Here is a 16408-nt window from a genome sequence, read left to right as displayed (position 1 = left end):
CGAGCGGGTCAGTACAGCTCGATCTTCAACCGGGGCGTCTTCGCGCGGGAGACGCACAGCGCCATCTGGTCCCCGGCGGCGCGGTCCGCCGCCGACAGGCAGTTGTCCCGGTGCTCCGGCACGCCGTCCAGCACCCCGGACACGCACGAGCCGCAGATCCCCTCCTCGCACGAGGAGAACACGTCGATGCCGTTCTCGCCCAGCACGGACAGGATCGACTTGCCCGCGGGCACCTCGAACACCTCGCCGGTGTCCAGCTCGACGGTGAACGGCCGGTCTCCGCTGGTGTCGATCTCCGCGGCCACGAAGTGCTCGACGTGCACGTGCTCCTCGCCGACGACGGGCGCGAACACGGCGGTGACCTCCGCCATGAACCCCTCGGGCCCGCACGTGTAGAGGTGGGCGCGCGGGTCCAGGCCGGCGGCCACCTCCTTGAGCAGGGTGGGGTGGTCGGCTCGCGGGACGCCGAAGTGCAGCCGGGCCCCGAACTCGGTTTCCGCCAGCCCGGCGAACGCGGCCTGCTCCCGGGACCGCGCGAAGTAGTGCAGCTCGAACTCCGCGCCGCGGCGGTCCAGCTCGTAGGCCAGGCTCAGCAGCGGGGTCACGCCGACGCCGCCGGCCACCAGCACGTGGCGGTCGGCGTCGGCGATCCGCAGCAGGTTGCGGGGTTCGCCGATCTGCAGCGTGTCGCCCACCTCGACGGTGTGCAGGGCTTCCGAGCCGCCGCGCGAGCCGGCCTCCTTCTTCACCGCGATCAGCAGCGACGAAGTCTCGTGCGGCGGCGAGCACAGCGAGTACTGGCGCACCAGACCGGTCGGGCCGGTGACGTCGACGTGCGCGCCGGCCTCGTACGGCCCGAGCGGGGCGCCGTCGTCGCGGACCAGGCGCAGGCTGCGGATCCCGGTGGCCTCCTCGGTGACCTCCGCGACGCGGACCACGGTTGTCGTCATCGTCCCTCCCTCGGGGTCAGCGCAGGTACAGCCCGCCGTTGGCGTCCCAGCAGGCGCCGGTGACCGAGGCGGCTTCGGGTGCGGCGAGCAGGGCGACCATGCGCGCGACGAACGCCGGGTCGCCGAGCCGGCCCACCGGGATGGTCCGCACGAACCCGTCCAGATCGTCCACTATGGACCGGACCATCGGGCTGTCCTGCGGTCCGGGCGACACCGCGTTGACCGTCACGCCGTGCGGTGCCAGTTCACGGGCGAACACCTTGGTGGCGGCCAGGATCGCGCCCTTGGACGACGCGTAGTGCCCGCCGGTCGCGGTGCCGCCGTTCTGCCCGGCCAGCGAGGCCATGTTCACGATCCGCCCGTAGCCCTGCGCGGCGAAGTGCGCGCCGAAGATCTGGCAGGCGCTGAACGTGCCGCCCAGGTTGACCTTCAGAACCGCGTCCAGCTCCTCGGCCGTGATGTCCATCAGCTTCTTCGCCTGGGTGCGGGCGGCGTTGTTGACCAGCACGTGCACCGACCCGAAATCCGCCAGCACCGCCGAGAGCAGCCCCTCCAGGGCCGCGCGGTCGGCGACGTCGGCCGCGTACCCCTTGGCCTCGCCGAGTTCCTTCGCCAGCGCCTCGGCGGCGGTGCCGTCGAGGTCGGCGATGGCGACGCGGTAGCCCTCGGCGCGCAGGCGCCGCACGATCGCCTCGCCGAGGCCGTGGGCACCACCGGTGACCACGGCGGTCTGCGCGCTCACAGCAGGAATCCCGCGGCGGGCACGGCGTCCTCGCTGTCGACCAGACGCACGACCTTCTCCGCGATCCGGTCGCCGGACTCGGACAGCCGGATGCGGTGGCGCACGTCGGCGGCCCAGATGTCGTGCCGTCCGCGCTTGTACGCGATCAGCACCTGCGCCGACCGCAGCACGACTTCGCTGTCCGACAAGGATTCCGGCACGAACCGGGACACGGTGCGCACGGTCCGGGCGGCGTCGACCGCGGCGATCGCGTAGCCCTCGGTCATCCGGGCCACGCGCGCCTGCCGCATGCGCGCGTCGTCGTAGATCATGTTGAGCGAGCCGGCGAAGTCCTCGGTGTCCGGGTCGATCGGGACGACGTAGTAGGCGTCATCGGTGTAGAGCTCCTGCCACACCAGGTAGTCCTTGCGGTCGAGCAGTTCCGCTTCGCGCCAGATCAGCTCGATCGCGCGCGTGACGCGCGCGTCGGCCGCCGGGATGATCGTCGCCTCAGTCATCGCTCATCATCTGCTTCCACTGGGAGTACGCGGCGCGCATGCCGGTCTCGTCGGTCACGTGGGAGGTCGGCCAGCCGTGCTCGTCGGCCTTCTCCCGGCCGAGGCCGCGGTTGACCAGGATCGGCATGCCCGGTGCCGCCTGGGCGCCACGCTGCACCCGGTCCCAGCCCTCGGCGTCGTCCGGGGTGCCGAACCCGAACGGGCCCTGGAAGTGCTCGTGGATGCGCAGCCGCTCGCGGTTGACGACGTCGAGCTCGGGCGGGCCGTCCGGGCCGATCGCGATGTGCTCGATGATCGTCTCGTCGACCGAGACCGGCCGCAGGACGCGGAAGAACGCCGCCGACATCGACACGTTCGGGAACAGGTTGAGGTTGAACCCGGTGCCGTGCATGGCGCGCACCAGCTTGCGCACCTGCGCGTCGTCGAGGGTCTTCGACAGTTCGGCCACGACGTGGCCGAAGCGCGCCTGCAGCGGTTCGGTGCCGTCGTCGGCGTCGAGGTCGGAGTGCTCGGGCACCATCTGCATGACGCTGTGACCGTTGCCCAGCGCGTGCGTGATCGCCGCCGGATCGGTCATGAACGACATCATGTCGGCGGTCTCGGCGTCCACCGACGCCATCCACGACCGGTGCACGATCGGGAAGTGGTAGCCGTCGGTGGTGTTCTCCAGCTGGATCTTCCAGTTGCCGCGGAACCGGAACTGGTGGCGGCCCAGCACCTTGACCGGGTAGCCGCCGCCCTGCTTCATGAACCGGTCCAGCCACAGCTTCGCGTCGCCGAGGAAGTCTTCCAGCGGCTCGATGTCGTGGTCGAACGTCGCGAAGACCATGCCGCCGTAGGACTCCGTGCGCAGCTTGCGCAGCGACAGGTCCTTCTTGTCCACCACGCCCTCGTACCCGTCCGGGTAGGGGATGCCGCGCAGCGTGCCGTCCAGGCCGTAGGACCACGCGTGGTAGGGGCAGGTGAAGCCGTTGGCCTGCCCGCGCGGCTTCTCGCAGAGGCTGGCGCCGCGGTGGCGGCAGCGGTTGAGCAGCGTGTGCAGGGTGCCCTTGCGGTCGCGCGAGACGATGACCGGCTGGCGGCCCACGTAGGTGGACTTGAAGGTGCCGGGCCTGGGCAGCTCGCTGTCGTGCGCCACCCACACCCAGGTGCGCTCGAAGATCTTCGTCATCTCCTGCTCGAAGATCTCCGGGTCGGTGTAGAGGCGGCCGGCGACCCGGTCCGGCCGGACGAGGTCCGCGGGCGCCTCGGCGAAGATGTCGTCGGTCATGGTGTCCTCTCCTCAGCCGGGCAGCTCGACGTCGTCGCGCACGGTGAGCGCGCGGCCGATGCGGGCTTCGACTTTGGCGAAGCGCCACAGCTTCGCGCCGCCGTCGCCCACCGGGGTGGTGCGGAACAGGTTGCAGGCGGCCTTGACGGTCTCGGCGGTGTCCACATCGGCCAGGATGTAGGCGGTCCACGGCCATCCGTCGGAGGGTCCGACCATGTGCGAGTCGTCGTCGATGTCGCCGATGAAGTCCACGCCGGGCAACGCCTTGATGCCGTCCATCATGGACACGAACGCCTGCCACACGTGGCCCGGAGTGATGCCGCCGGCAGGCAGGTCGAAGAAGTTCTGGTTGATGCCGATGCAGAACAGCACGCGCAGCGGGGGTGCGCTCATCTCGGTCCTCCTCGTCGGGGGGTCAGCGGAAACCGGGGCTGGTGGGCGCCAGTCCCATCAGGACGGCGCCGGCGGAGTCGAAGATGGCCGGGCCGAGGAAGGCGTGCTGCTTGGGCACGAGCGCGTCACCGGCCAGGTCGCGCAACGGGTGGGCGGTGTAGATCGGGGCGGTGCCGGAGATCTCCACGAGCCGGTCCACCACCTGCGAGGACACCCGCGCCAGGTGCGCCGAGGCCAGCCGCAGCCGGGCGTTGTGCTCGTCGGTGGCGGTGTCGCCGCGCAGCACGTGCTGCCACACCTGGTCGCTGAGGTCGTAGAACCAGGCGCGGGCCGAGCTCAGCTCCGCCTCGGCGCGGGCGACCTCGGTGCGGTAGTAGGCCCGGTCGGCGAGTTTCGGGGCGCCGGTGACGCCGGTGTAGCCGCCGCCGGCCTGCCGGGCGTGGTCCAGCGCCGCACGGGCCACGCCCGCGCCGACCACGGCGAGGACCTGGGAGGCGTAGGCGATCGTCGGGTAGTGGTAGAGCGGCTCGTCCACGGTCGGCGCGCCGCCGCGGATGAACGTCCATTCGCGCGGCACTTCGACCCCGCGCACGACGATGTCGAACGAGCCGGTGGCCCGCATGCCCACCACGTCCCAGTCCTGGACGATCTCGGCCTGGTCCGGCCGCAGCACGGCGGTGCGGGGCTTGCCGCCGGAGTCGTCGTCACCGGGCAGGCCGACCCCGATGACGTCGGCGCCCATGCAGCCGCTGGCGAACTTCCAGTGCCCGTCGACCAGGTAGCCGCGTTCGGTGGCCGCGGCGCGCTGCATCGGGAACAACGCGCCCGCGAACGCCACGTCCGGGCCGTCGCGGTACAGCTCGGCCTGGGTTTCCAGCGGCAGCGCGGCCAGGTAGATCTGGGCGGAGCCGAAGCTGGCGACCCAGCCGGCCGAGCCGTCCACCACCGAAATCCGTTCGACGGCTTGGCAGAACTCGGCAGGCGGCAGCGGCTGCCCGCCGAACTTGCTCGGCGTCGCCGCGCGGTAGATGCCGATGCGCTTGAGCCGGTCGATGAAGTCCTTCGGCACGTAGCGCTGCTCGCGGAACTCCTGCCGCCGCCGGGCGAGCTCGGCGAGGACGTCGCCGAACCCGACGCCCTCCGGGGTGTGCACCATCGCGCCTCCTCCTCGTCGCAGGTTGCCTCCCGACGGTAGGCAGCCGGGGACACCGCGCGGAATTGGTGGTTCTCCGGCCCCGGGTAGGGGATTCCTTCAGCGCGACGCCGGCGCGCCCGGCCTACGCTGGCGGGATGCAGGTGGATCCCCGCGCGCCCGAACTGGTCACCCAGGACTTCGTGGCGATGCTCAACGCCAGCCGCATGTGCGTGCTCGTGCACGACGCCGCGACGAAGAACATCCTGTGGGCCAACCCCGCCGCGTGCGAGATGCTCGAGTGGAGCGTGGCCGAGCTGCGGCCGCTCAAGGCGCACCACATGAGCAGCACGGCCCGCCAGTACGACCGCGTGATCGGCCGGGCGTGGCTGCAGGAGGCGGTCGAGAAGGGCACCAACAGCATCGAGTGGCACTACCGGTCGCGCACCGGCCGGGTGATCCCGACCGAGGCGATCGCGATCCGCGTGGAACTCGCGCAGGGCACCGCGGTCATGGTGCAGTTCCGCGACATCGAGCGCGAGCAGGAGGTCGAGCAGGAGCTGCGGCGCACCGCGTCCTACATGGACGCGCTGGCGCACCGCACCTCGACGATCGCGCTGATGCTGGACCGCGCCGGGGTGCTCCGGTTCGCCACCGACACGGCACTGGAGGTGATCGGCGCGGACAGCGGGCAGCCGCTCGGCCCGCTGGAGCGCTACGGCACGCTGCGGCTCGCCGGGCGCCCGGTGTCCTGGCCGGAGGTCCTGGACCGGGCCGATCCGGTGACCACGGTGCAGCTCGCGGTCACCGCCGCGGAGGAGCCGGTGTGGCTGGAGGGCAGCCTGGAACGGCTCCAGGAGACCGGCGGGGACGCGTTGCTGATGATCCTGCACGACGTGTCCGGGCGCGTGCGGGCCGATCTGCGCCGGGAACGCGAGCTGCAGCAGGAGAACTACCTGGCCCGCTACCACGCGATGGGCGACATGGCGATGGCGATCGCGCACGAGCTGGGCCAGCCGCTCGCGGCGGCGGGCAACTTCCTGGGTGGCGCCGCCCGCCACGCCGCCTCGCTGGCGGCCGCCGGCGAGGCCGCGGCCAAGCACGTGACCTTCGGCATCGACAGCGCGGTCCGGCAGATCGACCGGGCGAGCGCCATCGTCGCCGCCCTGCGCGCGTTCGTCGGGCACCTGGAACACGTGCGGCAGGTGGCCGACCTCGGCGACATCGTCGCCGAGTGCCTGTACTTCGTGCGGCTGCGCGCCGACGCGGCGGGGGTGGCGGTGGTGGTGCGCGAGCACCCGGGCCCGGTGCCGGTGCGGTGCGAACGGGTGCTGACCGGGCAGGTGGTGCTCAACTTCTGCTTCAACGCCATCGACGAGGTCGCGGCCTGTGATCCGGAGCGCCGCGAGATCGTGCTGACCACGCGCGCCGAGGGCGGCGAGGGCGTGCTGACGGTCGAGGACCGGGGACGTGGCCTGCCGCGCGACCCGTTCGCCGAGTCGTTCACCTCCAAGGAGCACGGCAGCGGGATCGGCCTGGCGCTGTCGCACCGGATCATCACGCGCCAGCACGGCCGCATCTGGGCCGAGCCGCGTGACGGTGGCGGGTCCCGGTTCGGGTTCGCGCTGCCCCTCGCGGAACTCCACGGTGAGTAAGGGAAACCCTTACCGGGGCGGGAAGAAGTCGCAATTCCCGCCCGCCCCGGCGCGCGCGTACGGTCGAGCTGTCCGGCGATCGTTTGGAGGAATCGTGCCCGAGCTGACCCGGCGGCAGACCGAGTTCCGCGCCGCGATGGCCACCCTCTCGGCGGCGGTCACCGTCATCACCACCGACGGCCCCCGCGGCCGCGCCGGCCTGACCGTGAGCGCGGCCTGTTCGGTGACGGACTCGCCGCCCACCGTGCTGGTCTGCGTCAACCGCACCGCCCGTTCGCACGACGTGCTGCTCGGCAACGGCCGGCTGGCGGTGAACGTGCTCGGCGCCGGCCAGGAGGACCTGGCGCTGCACTTCGCCGGCGCCACCGGGGTGCCCACCGCCGAGCGGTTCACCGACGGGCGGTGGGATCTGGACACGCACGGGGTCCCGGTGCTCGCCGGGGCGTGCGCGTCGGTGATCGGCACCATCGTGGGCGAGCAGGCGTCGGGGTCGCACTCAGTGCTGTTCGTCGAGGTCGACACCGTGCTGACCGGGGACGATCCGGCGGCGCTGGTGTACTTCCGGCGCCGGTTCCACAGCCTCGGCACCACGGCCGCCTAGGAGAGCGCGCATGGAACGGATGACGTTGACCTGCTACACCGACACGCACGGCTACGGCTGGCGGCACGTGGACCTGTTCGTCCACGACGCGCAGGGCCGCGAGCTGAGCTGGGTGCACTGGCAGGTGCCCGAGGACGGCCCGGAGGCGGCCGACGCCGTCACCGCGAAGGTCGAGCCGACGCTGCGGCGGATCTCGGAGTGGCGGCACGGGGTGAGCGAGAGCGGCATGGACTTCTGGGTCGCCGAGGCCGCCTGGGAGGACGCGTGAACCCGCTGCGCGCGCCGTGGTCGCTGCGTGAACTCGTGACCGGCCCGGTGGACGGGGCGCTGCGGCGGTCGCGGGAACGCATCGCGGAAACCGAGCCGAGGCTGCGGGCCTGGGTGGAGTTCGCGGAGGCGCCGGAGCCCGTCGTGTCCGGTCCGCTCGGCGGGGTGCCGCTCGGGGTGAAGGACATCATCGACGTCGCCGGCCTGCCCACGCGGTGCGGTTCCCCGCTGCGCGCCGGCGCCCCGCCGGCCCGGGCGGACGCGGCGATCGTCACCGCGTGGCGGCGGGCGGGGGCGGTGCCGGTCGGCAAGACCGTCACCACCGAGTTCGCGTTCTTCTCCCCCGGCCCGACGGACAACCCGAGCGCGCCGGGCCACACGCCGGGCGGGTCGTCCAGCGGGTCCGCGGCCGCGGTCGCCTCGGGTCAGGTGCCGCTGGCGCTGGGGTCGCAGACCGCGGGGTCGGTGATCCGGCCCGCCGCGTTCTGCGGGGTCGCGGCGCTGGTGCTCAGCCACGGCCGGTTCCCGGTCGACGGGGTGACCGGGCTGAGCCCGAGCCTGGACAGCCACGGCTTCTACACGGCCGGGGTGGCGGATCTCGCGCTGGCGTTCTCGGCGCTGACGGGCGAGCCGGACGCGGCTGCGGCGCCGCCGGTTCCGCCGCGGCTGCTGCTGTGGACCGGCACGGCCGGCCCCGCGATGCGGGAGGCGCTCACCGCCGCGCGTGATCGCCTGGTCGCGGCCGGGGCGGTGGTCGAGGCGTTCCCGGAGGAGCGGCTGATCGCGGAGGTGACGGCCGCGCACCCGGTGGTGATGGCCTACGAGGCGGCCCGGGAGCGGGCGGCCGAGCTGGCGCGGGCGCCGGAGTTGAGCGCACCCCTGGCGAACCTGCTGCGGACGGGCGCCCGCACCCCGGAGGCGGAGTACCGGCGGGCGCAGGAGGTCGTGCGATCAGCCGCCGGGACGGTGGCGAAGCTGCTGAGGTCCTGCGACGCGATCCTGGGCCCCGCCGCACCGGGCCCCGCACCGGCCGGCCTGGCCGCGACGGGTGACCCGGTGCTCAGCCGCCCGTGGCAGGCACTGGGCGCCCCGCAGCTGGCGGTGCCCGGCCTGTCCACGGCGGACGGCTTGCCGCTGGGGCTGCAGCTGATCGGCCGAGCACGCGAGGAAACGGCACTGCTGGCGACGGGCTGCTGGGTGGAACGCACCCTGGCGGGGTGAGGCTCACCCGGGCGGCTTGCGCGGCCGACCACCCGTCGCCCGGGTGCAACGCGCCGCTCGGATGCGTTCTACACCGTCACCCGGTGTGTGAGGATGTCGTGCACCAGGGCGCCCAGGCTCTCCGCGCCGGTCTTCGCCTTGATGCGGGCCCGGTGCACGTCGATCGTCTTCACGCTCGTGCCCAGGCGGTTGGCCGCCATCTGGCTGGACACCCCTTCCACCACCAGCCGCAGGACCTCGCGTTCCCGCTGGGTCAGCTGCCTCAGGCGCTGCTGCACGGCCCGGCGCGCGGCGTCGCGGGCGAAGCGGCGGCACGCGTGCTGCTGCTGGCGCTGCACCACCTCCAGGATCCGCTGCGGTTCGTAGGGTTTCTCCAGGAAGTCCACCGCGCCGCGGGTGAGCGCGCGCACCGACATCGGGATGTCGCCGTGCGCCGAGCAGAATACGACCGGCGCCGGGTAGCCGCGCGCGGTCAGCTCCTCCTGCAGCTGGAACCCGCTCATGCCGGGCATCCGCACGTCGACGATCACCACCGCCGGCTCGTCCGGGTCGAACTCGGCCAGGAACGCCGGCGCGTCCGGGTAGGTCAGCGCCTGGATCCCCACGCTCTCCAGCAGGAACGCCAGCGACTGCCGCAGCCCCTCGTCGTCGTCGACGATGTGCACCACCGCTTCGCCCGTCATGGCTTCAGCAGCACCGACGCCGACGGGTGGTCGCTGGCGAAGCGGTCCGGCAGCGGCGCCACGAACACGTTCTCGGTGCGGGTGCGGGTGATCCGCCAGACCCCGCCGTCCCGGCGGAAGGCGTTGTTGAGCCGGCTGGACCGCAGCAGCGCCGACCCGTCGGAGAACAGCCACGGCTGCATGTGGATCCACTGCCCGTCGGCGGTGTCGCCGTGCACGTGGATCTGCTCCGACGTCAGGTAGTGCGCGTTGAGCACCAGCGCCGGGTCCCGCTTTTCGCCCCAGAACCGCGCGAAGTGCTCCCGGATGGCCTGCTTGCCCTCGGCCCGCCCGAACTGGCCGTCGTAGTACTCGCCGACGCCCTCCCACACCGCGTCCTCGGTGTAGAGCTGGAGGATCAGCTCGATGCGCTCCGCGTCGCCGGTGACCCCGTACTCGGGCAGCGGCGTGTCGCACAGGAACAGGTAACGAGCTTGTAGCCGGCGGATGTCGGCTTCGGCCTCGAGAACGTCGACCCGCCGGGCGAGTGCTTCGAGAGCGGTGTCGGTCAACGAGATTCTCCTTCTCCGAGCGGGAGGCACGATGCCGCACACCATCTGTCACCGGCGCGAACCTTGTCAAGCGTGCTACGGGTTTTCCCTACGCGGCTGCGGGATTTGCGACTGGGAGGCACGGCCGGCGTTTTCCTACCGTAGCGGGAACTCCCACGGACGATGAGGACGGTCCATGACCACACAGGATCCCGCCCGGCCCAGCCTGCCGCGCATCGGCGTGGCCGCCGCGGTCGGCACCTCGCTCGAGCTGTACGACTTCCAGATCTACGGAACCGCGGCCGCCCTGGTGTTCGGCCAGGTGTTCTTCGCGACCGGGGACGCGTGGTTCGGCACGTTCATGAGCCTGGCGACGTTCGCGATCGGCTTCGTGGCCGCCCCGCTCGGCGGCGCCGTTTTCGGCTGGCTCGGGGACCGGCGCGGCCGCAAGACGGCGTTGTTCGGCGCGTTCGTCCTGATGGGCCTGGCGACGCTGGGCATGGGGGTGCTGCCCACCTACGCGGCCGTCGGGGTCGCCGCGCCGGTCATGCTGGTGCTGCTGCGGTTGTGCCACGGCCTGGCGCGCGGCGGCGAGAACTCCAGCGCCGCGGTGCTGGCGATCGAACACGCGCCGCAGCGCCGCCGCGGCCTGTACGGGTCCTTCGTGGCGATCGGCTCGCCCGTCGGCACGATCCTGGCCAACCTGGCTTTCACCCTGGTGCTGCTGCTGCCCGACGACGCGATCCTGAGCTGGGGCTGGCGGATCCCGTTCCTCGCCGGCGGCCTGGTGCTCGTGGTCGGGCTGTGGATCCGCAAGGGCGTCGCCGAGAGCCCGGTGTTCCGGCAGATGGCCGAGCAGGAGGGCGCCCGCGCGAAGGCGCCGCTGCTGGCGGTGGTCAAGTCGAACTGGCGGCGGCTCGGCCTGATCGCGGGCGTCAACATCGGGCTCACCGCCAGCACGTTCGCGCTGGCCACGTTCATGTTGTCCTACGCGACGGCGCGCGCCCCGGAGGGCCTCGGGCTGCCCCGCCAGCCGATCGTCAACGGCTCGATGATCGCCCTGGTCTGCCACGCGTTGTGCAACGTGGGCGCGGCGTGGCTGTCCGACCGGGTCGGCCGCAAGCCGGTGATGCTGGCCGGTGCCGTGCTGTCGCTGGCATCCGCGCTGGTGATGTTCCCGCTCAGCTCGGCGGGCACGGTCGCCGCCGTCAACACCGCGGTGATCCTCGGGTTCTGCGCCACCGGTGTCCTCTTCGGACCGATGTACACGTTCTTCTCCGAGCTGTTCCCGCGGGAGCAGCGCCAGTCCGGGGTGGGCGTGGGGTACCACATCGGAGCCGTGCTGGGCGGCGGCATCTCGCCGATGATCGCCAACCGGGTCGTCGCCGGCACCGGGGAGGCGGTGAACGTCGGTTTCTACCTGGCCGCGCTGCTGGTGCTGTCGCTGGTGTGCCTGCTCTGCCTGCCGGAGACCGCGCCGGCCCGCGCGCTCCGGGCGAACCGCCGGGCCGCGGCGGTCCCGGAGGCGAGCCGGTGAGGATCAGCCGGCGTCCGGCCGCGGGCGGGTGAGCGGCGCCAGGGCTACGCCCCGGGAGGCCGGTATCCCACCTGGGTGGCCCGGCTCATCGCCTCCATTGTCTCGTCGACGGTCAGGAGGACCGTCGTGTCCAGCGAACTGATCGCCCCGCCGCTGCTCAGCGCCAGCGCGACCGCGGCCATGGACACGTTGTCCGGAGCCTCCCACAGGGTGAAGCCCGTCATGCGTGCCGAAGGCGTACCAGAAACCCGTGGAGCGTCCCGCCGACGGACTCGATGTAGGACCGGGTGGCCGTCCGGCGATCCTCGGGGTGGCGGACCAGCCGGGCCCACGTCTCCGGCGTGTAGCTGAACTTGGACAGGTAGAGCGGCATCGGTCGTCCCCTTTCCCACGGTGACCGAAGGGAGTCGCCAGGGGTGGCGAATCATTACGCGCCTGGCCGTCGCGGGCGCCGGACCGGTACCCGGGGTCAAGCGAGGCCGAACCGGTCGAGCTGCAGATCCACGCCGAGGTGGCGATCGGCGACTCGGTGCCCGATCGCGCCACCGCGCGAGGCGCCGTGGTGGTCACCGAGGTAGCGCCGTTCTTCGGCGGTGAGGACCCTGCGCGACCCGTGGGGCAATTTCTGGTGGCTGTACTCCCCCGCCCGGGGCGCGGAGGCAGTGCCGTCGCGGGAGGACCTCCGTGTTCGACTCCCTCGGCGCGCCTGCGCAACCTCGCCGGCTGATCGCGGCGCATCCCGGATCCGCAGGACGGGGCCCGTCGCGCTCGCGACGAGCCCCGTCCGCTCAGTCCCGCGTCGGTACCTCGGTGCCGTGCCGCAACTCCGGCTCGCGCAGGCGGAACAGCTCGGCGAACTCCCGCATCCGCGCCGCCCGGTACTCCGCCACCCGGCCGGGGTCGAAGGCGTAGAACCCGGTCCCGTCCCGCAGGCCGCGGCGGCCGGCCGTCATGTTCTGCTCGATCACGTCCGGGTGCCGGAACCGGTCACCGAGCCGGTCGGTCAGGTAGCGGGAGGCGTAGTAGAGGATGTCGCCGCCGCCCCAGTCGATGAACTCCAGCGGCCCCAGCACCGAGAACCGCGGGCCGAGCCCGGCCCGCACGGCCAGGTCGATGTCGGCGGGGCTCGCCACGCCCTCCTCGACCATGCGGGCCGCTTCGTTCATCACCAGCGCCTGCAGCCGCGGCACGATGTAGCCCGCCGCGGGCCCGCACACCACCGGGATCTTGCCGAGGCGCTCCAGCAGGCCGGTCAGCCGGGCGACCGCCGCCGGGTCGGTGTCGTCGCTGCGGCTGACCTCGACCAGCGGCATCACGTCGGCGGGGTTGAGCCAGTGCGCGTTGACCGCCCGCTCCGGCCGCCCGACCAGCGCGGCGATCTCGGTGACCAGGAACGTCGACGTGGTCGAGGCGATCACCGCGTCCCCCGCGACCTGCGCGCAGGCCCAGGCGAGCGCGTCCCGCTTGATCTCCAGGACCTCCGGCACCGCCTCGAACACCACCGCCGCGCCGGACAGCGTCCCGGGCTCCCGCCCGCACACGGTCAACCGGGCCAGCGCGTCCTCGCCGAGCTTCCCGGCCAGGCGCGCGCGGACCCGGCCGGCGTAGGCGTTCCGTTCGTCTCCGGTGCGGTCCTTGACGTCGGCCAGCACCACGGGAAAACCGGCCGCGAGGCAGGTGAGCGCGATGCCCTCCCCCATGCGGCCGGCCCCGACCACGGCGATGTCGTCGCTCACGAGGTGAAACCCTCCCGCAGCAGGCGGGCCAGCTCCGGCCGGGACAGCCCGGCCAGCCCGAGGCTCTCCAGGGTGCGGCCCTCGGCGTAGAGGTCGCGCCCGGTGACGGCGGAGGCGAGGCTCAGCAGACCGGCCGCGACCGGCGTCGGCACCCCCGCCCAGCGGCCCACCGACACCAGCAGCGACAGGCCCAGCCGGGTGTCCTCCAGCATGTAGCGGTGGGTGAGCAGGTCGATCTTCTCCCGCCAGTCGCCGCTGTCGGTCAGCTTCTCGTGCGCGGCCCGGCCGTACATCCACTCGTCGCCGTCGGTGGCGTAGTGGTCGGCCAGCGGGAAGTGCGGCGCGCCGTAGCCCAGCGCCTCGCGCAGCGCGATCCGCTCGGCGTCCAGGGCGTCGGTGACCCGCCGGATCGCGGGCTGGGTGCCCTCGTTGTGGATGTCCCAGGCGTCGAAGTGCTCCAGCGGCCCGGCGTTCATCAGGATCAGCGGCGGGTGGATCACCGGCCCGGCGTTCATCAGGGCCCCGCTCAGCCCGTCCTCGCTCTCCTCCACGCTCGGGTAGGCCGCGCGCAGCACGTCGAACGCCTTGCCGGCCAGCCGGGCCGGGAACACGCCGGTGGGCAGCCGGGTCGCGTAGCCGCTGATCACCACCTCGGTGTCGCCGTGGCGGCGGGCCAGGTAGGGCAGCGTGCCGGTCTCGGCGAACGCGACGTCGGCGGGGTTGCCCGCGTCGGCCAGCGCCTTGCCGAACAGGACCGACCCGAGCGTGCCCGGCGGCAGGAACACCACCTGCCCGTCGGTGAGCAGCGGGGCGAGCCGGGCGGCCAGGTCGGGGTGGGTGGTCGACGGCAGCGGGACGACGATCAGCTCGGCCTCGCGCACCGCCTCGGCGAGGCCGGTGACCAGCTGTCCCACCCGCACGTGCCGGGTGCCGCGGTGGTCGCGCACGGTGATCGCACCGGCGTCGCGCAGGGCCTGGTGCGCGGCGGTGTCGCGTCGCCACCACCGCACGTCGTGCCCGTGCTCGGTCAGTTCGGCCGCCGCGGCCCAGCACCCGTGGCCACCGCCCAGCACTGCGATCCTCATCTAGCTGACTCCTTCCGGTTGCGCGGCGCGTTCCCCGGTCTCCCGCTCGGCCGCGAGGCTGTGCCGGAAGTGCCGGCACCCGCGCCACAGCAGCAGCACGGTCGCCACGGAGGCGAGACCGTAGACAATGGACAGTGAGGAGCCGACCATCTTCGGGTCGCCGAAGACCCGGTCGGTGACCAGCGCGACGAGGGTGGTGCCCAGCGCGAGCGCGATCAGGTTCGAGCTCAGCAGGAAGATCGCCGACACCTGGGCGCGCATCTGGTTGGGGCTGAGCACCTGCATGGCGGCGGTGGAGGCCGGCATCGGGAAGGACGCGAAGAACATCGCCACGGCCAGCAGCACCAGCGACAGCCACAGCTGCCCGGCCTGGGTGAACGCGACGACCGGGACGATCATGCCCAGCGCGCCGATCACCCCCGCCCGCATCCCGGCGTCGGTGTGGCCGCGCCGGGCGAGCCGGTCGACCAGCCAGCCGCCGAAGAGCACGCCGCTGCCGTTGGCGACCAGCACCACCACGCCGAGCAGGTAGCCGGCCTGCGTGGAGGTCAGCGAAAAGGTGCGGATGTAGAACGCCGGGGTCCACGCCATCATCCCGAGCAGCACCAGCGCGTAGAGCGAGAACCCCAGGTAGTGCGCGGTGAACGTGCGGCGGTGGGCCCACAGGAACGCGAACACGTGACGCAGCGCGACCTTGCGCACGCCGCCGTCGGCGTCGCGCTGCAGCCCGCGGCGCCGCGGGTCGCGCACCGTGAGGAACACCAGCAGCGCCAGGACGACCCCGGGCAGCCCGACGATCAGGAACGTCAGCTGCCACGCCCGCACCTCGCCGATCAGCGGCAGCGCGACGGTGTCGACCGACTTGAGCAGGTTGATGACGTAACCGCCGATGATGAACGCGGCGGCGCCGCCGATGAACGAGCCCAGCGAATAGATCCCGTACGCGCGCCCGAGTTTGCTCTTCGGGAACATGTCGCTGAACATGGAATACGCGGCGGGCGACAGCGCGGCCTCGCCCACGCCGACGCCGATCCGGGCGAGGAACAGGTGCACGAATCCCTTCGCCAGCCCGGAGGCGGCGGTGGCCAGGCTCCAGAACGCGACCCCGATCGAGATGATCAGCGGGCGGGAGCGCTTGTCGGCGAGAATCGCGATGGGCAGGCCCATCACCGAGTACAGCAGGGAGAACGCCAGCCCGTTGAGCAGGCTGAACTGGGTGTCGGACAGGTGCAGATCGCGCTTGATCGGCTCGATCATCAGCGACAGGATCTGCCGGTCGACGAACGAGAACACGTAGGCGACCATGCACACCGCCACCACGTACCACTGGTAACGATACGATTTCCGCGCTTCGGGCAACAGGTCTTCGTCCAACGGCACGAACGCCTCCCGTGATTTTCGCCAGCGTTGCTGAAAAACGCTAATCACGGGCGGTTCCGGGCGACATTGGGTGTTTCCCTTCGCCCGCTGAAGGATTCCCCTACGCCAGCCCGTCCAGGAACGCGTCGATCATCCGCCGTTGCAGCTCCGGCGTGGTCGTGCCCGGGCTGAGCAGCGCCAGGGCCTGCACCCCGTTGAGCATGGCGAGCAGCTGCTCGACGATCACCTCGTCCGGGACGGCGGTGCGGACCTCGCCCGCGGCGCGGGCGTCGCGGAGGAACCCGCCGATCCGCGCCCGCCACGCGGTCATCGCCGCGTCGTAGACCGCCTCCAGCTCGGCGTCGGCGAGGGCGCGCTGCCAGAACGGCAGGACGACCCGGGCCTCCAGCCGCGTGACGTCCTCGACCGGCATGACCTCGTGGCAGAACACGCGCAGGGCCGCCAGTCCCGTCGCCTCGCCGAGGCGGTCCCGCACGCGGGCGTCGGTGTTGTCGACCACGCGGGTGAACGCGGTGCGGATGAGCGCGTTCTTGCCCGGGAAGTAGTGCTTCAGCGCGCCGTTGGCCATGCCCATCTCCCCGGCGATGGCCCGCATGGTGGCCGCGTCGATGCCCCGTTCGGCGATCACGCGCCACGCGGCGCCGGCGATCTCCGCGCGCCGCCGGTCGTGGTCCACCTGCTTCGGCATGCCTTCACGGTAACGGCCCCTTGCGCTCGCGGCGACGATGC

General features: G+C 72.4%; 19 protein-coding genes. 5 read left to right on the top strand and 14 right to left on the bottom strand.

Annotated elements, in window-relative coordinates; all coding sequences use genetic code 11:
• Nucleotides 1-8: 8 nt before the first annotated feature.
• From L1857_RS18565 to L1857_RS18540, 6 genes are read right to left on the bottom strand one after another with little or no spacing between them, the layout of a single operon-like run.
• A complete protein-coding gene (locus L1857_RS18565; protein WP_116110100.1) occupies nucleotides 9-950 on the bottom strand; it encodes a PDR/VanB family oxidoreductase in 942 nt (313 codons plus the stop codon).
• Nucleotides 951-966: 16 nt separating this feature from the next.
• Nucleotides 967-1692, bottom strand: a complete 726-nt coding sequence (locus tag L1857_RS18560; RefSeq protein ID WP_094005407.1) for an SDR family NAD(P)-dependent oxidoreductase — start codon at nucleotides 1690-1692, stop codon at nucleotides 967-969.
• On the bottom strand, nucleotides 1689-2189 hold the full coding sequence (locus tag L1857_RS18555; RefSeq protein ID WP_116110101.1) for an aromatic-ring-hydroxylating dioxygenase subunit beta: 501 nt from the start codon (nucleotides 2187-2189) through the stop codon (nucleotides 1689-1691). The genes L1857_RS18560 and L1857_RS18555 overlap by 4 nt, the downstream gene beginning before the upstream one ends.
• Nucleotides 2182-3459, bottom strand: coding sequence for an aromatic ring-hydroxylating oxygenase subunit alpha (locus tag L1857_RS18550; RefSeq protein WP_116110102.1), 1278 nt, complete (start codon nucleotides 3457-3459; stop codon nucleotides 2182-2184). The genes L1857_RS18555 and L1857_RS18550 overlap by 8 nt, the downstream gene beginning before the upstream one ends.
• A gap of 12 nt (nucleotides 3460-3471) precedes the next feature.
• The gene (locus L1857_RS18545; RefSeq protein ID WP_116110103.1) at nucleotides 3472-3852 is read right to left on the bottom strand and encodes a hypothetical protein; all 381 of its coding nucleotides are present in this window, start codon (nucleotides 3850-3852) and stop codon (nucleotides 3472-3474) included.
• A gap of 22 nt (nucleotides 3853-3874) precedes the next feature.
• Complete coding sequence (locus L1857_RS18540; protein ID WP_249465745.1) at nucleotides 3875-5008, bottom strand: acyl-CoA dehydrogenase family protein; 1134 nt, start codon at nucleotides 5006-5008, stop codon at nucleotides 3875-3877.
• A 134-nt stretch (nucleotides 5009-5142) separates the two neighbouring features.
• On the opposite strand from L1857_RS18540, the gene L1857_RS18535 reads away from it, so the two are divergent.
• The 4 genes from L1857_RS18535 to L1857_RS18520 all read left to right on the top strand — a co-directional run bounded on the left by L1857_RS18535 (nucleotide 5143) and on the right by L1857_RS18520 (nucleotide 8728).
• Nucleotides 5143-6639: an ATP-binding protein gene (locus tag L1857_RS18535; protein ID WP_116110105.1), complete on the top strand. Its 1497-nt coding sequence runs from the start codon at nucleotides 5143-5145 to the stop codon at nucleotides 6637-6639.
• Nucleotides 6640-6733: 94 nt separating this feature from the next.
• A complete protein-coding gene (locus tag L1857_RS18530; protein ID WP_094005401.1) occupies nucleotides 6734-7240 on the top strand; it encodes a flavin reductase in 507 nt (168 codons plus the stop codon).
• A gap of 10 nt (nucleotides 7241-7250) precedes the next feature.
• Nucleotides 7251-7508 (top strand): hypothetical protein, encoded by a 258-nt coding sequence (locus L1857_RS18525; RefSeq protein ID WP_094005400.1) that lies wholly within the window; start codon nucleotides 7251-7253, stop codon nucleotides 7506-7508.
• Nucleotides 7505-8728: an amidase family protein gene (locus L1857_RS18520; protein ID WP_116110106.1), complete on the top strand. Its 1224-nt coding sequence runs from the start codon at nucleotides 7505-7507 to the stop codon at nucleotides 8726-8728. The genes L1857_RS18525 and L1857_RS18520 overlap by 4 nt, the downstream gene beginning before the upstream one ends.
• A gap of 68 nt (nucleotides 8729-8796) precedes the next feature.
• Here the strand turns inward: L1857_RS18520 and L1857_RS18515 are convergent, their stop codons facing one another.
• Both L1857_RS18515 and L1857_RS18510 read right to left on the bottom strand, forming a co-directional pair.
• A complete protein-coding gene (locus L1857_RS18515) occupies nucleotides 8797-9411 on the bottom strand; it encodes a response regulator transcription factor (RefSeq protein ID WP_116110107.1) in 615 nt (204 codons plus the stop codon).
• Entirely contained in the window at nucleotides 9408-9962 is a 555-nt protein-coding gene (locus tag L1857_RS18510) for a nuclear transport factor 2 family protein (protein WP_094005397.1), read from the bottom strand. Before L1857_RS18510 ends, L1857_RS18515 begins: the two co-directional genes overlap by 4 nt.
• 175 nt (nucleotides 9963-10137) lie before the next feature.
• Here L1857_RS18510 and L1857_RS18505 point away from each other — a divergent pair, with 175 nt between their 5' ends.
• The gene (locus L1857_RS18505; protein ID WP_249465742.1) at nucleotides 10138-11478 is read left to right on the top strand and encodes an MFS transporter; all 1341 of its coding nucleotides are present in this window, start codon (nucleotides 10138-10140) and stop codon (nucleotides 11476-11478) included.
• 44 nt (nucleotides 11479-11522) lie between these two features.
• Here the strand turns inward: L1857_RS18505 and L1857_RS18500 are convergent, their stop codons facing one another.
• The 6 genes from L1857_RS18500 to L1857_RS18475 all read right to left on the bottom strand — a co-directional run bounded on the left by L1857_RS18500 (nucleotide 11523) and on the right by L1857_RS18475 (nucleotide 16367).
• The gene (locus L1857_RS18500; RefSeq protein WP_198958217.1) at nucleotides 11523-11702 is read right to left on the bottom strand and encodes a GYD domain-containing protein; all 180 of its coding nucleotides are present in this window, start codon (nucleotides 11700-11702) and stop codon (nucleotides 11523-11525) included.
• A complete protein-coding gene (locus tag L1857_RS18495; protein WP_198958216.1) occupies nucleotides 11699-11851 on the bottom strand; it encodes a hypothetical protein in 153 nt (50 codons plus the stop codon). The genes L1857_RS18500 and L1857_RS18495 overlap by 4 nt, the downstream gene beginning before the upstream one ends.
• Nucleotides 11852-12266: 415 nt before the next feature.
• Complete coding sequence (locus tag L1857_RS18490; protein ID WP_116110109.1) at nucleotides 12267-13214, bottom strand: 3-hydroxyacyl-CoA dehydrogenase NAD-binding domain-containing protein; 948 nt, start codon at nucleotides 13212-13214, stop codon at nucleotides 12267-12269.
• Nucleotides 13211-14299 (bottom strand): NAD/NADP-dependent octopine/nopaline dehydrogenase family protein, encoded by a 1089-nt coding sequence (locus L1857_RS18485; RefSeq protein ID WP_249465739.1) that lies wholly within the window; start codon nucleotides 14297-14299, stop codon nucleotides 13211-13213. The genes L1857_RS18490 and L1857_RS18485 overlap by 4 nt, the downstream gene beginning before the upstream one ends.
• Nucleotides 14300-15679: a spinster family MFS transporter gene (locus L1857_RS18480; RefSeq protein WP_249465737.1), complete on the bottom strand. Its 1380-nt coding sequence runs from the start codon at nucleotides 15677-15679 to the stop codon at nucleotides 14300-14302.
• Between the two features lie 100 nt (nucleotides 15680-15779).
• Nucleotides 15780-16367, bottom strand: a complete 588-nt coding sequence (locus tag L1857_RS18475; protein ID WP_094005393.1) for a TetR/AcrR family transcriptional regulator — start codon at nucleotides 16365-16367, stop codon at nucleotides 15780-15782.
• Nucleotides 16368-16408: the final 41 nt, after the last annotated feature.

It is taken from the genome of Amycolatopsis thermalba (assembly GCF_023376025.1).
Lineage (GTDB): Bacteria > Actinomycetota > Actinomycetes > Mycobacteriales > Pseudonocardiaceae > Amycolatopsis_E > Amycolatopsis_E thermalba.
This window is presented reverse-complemented; position numbering and strand designations above follow the sequence as displayed.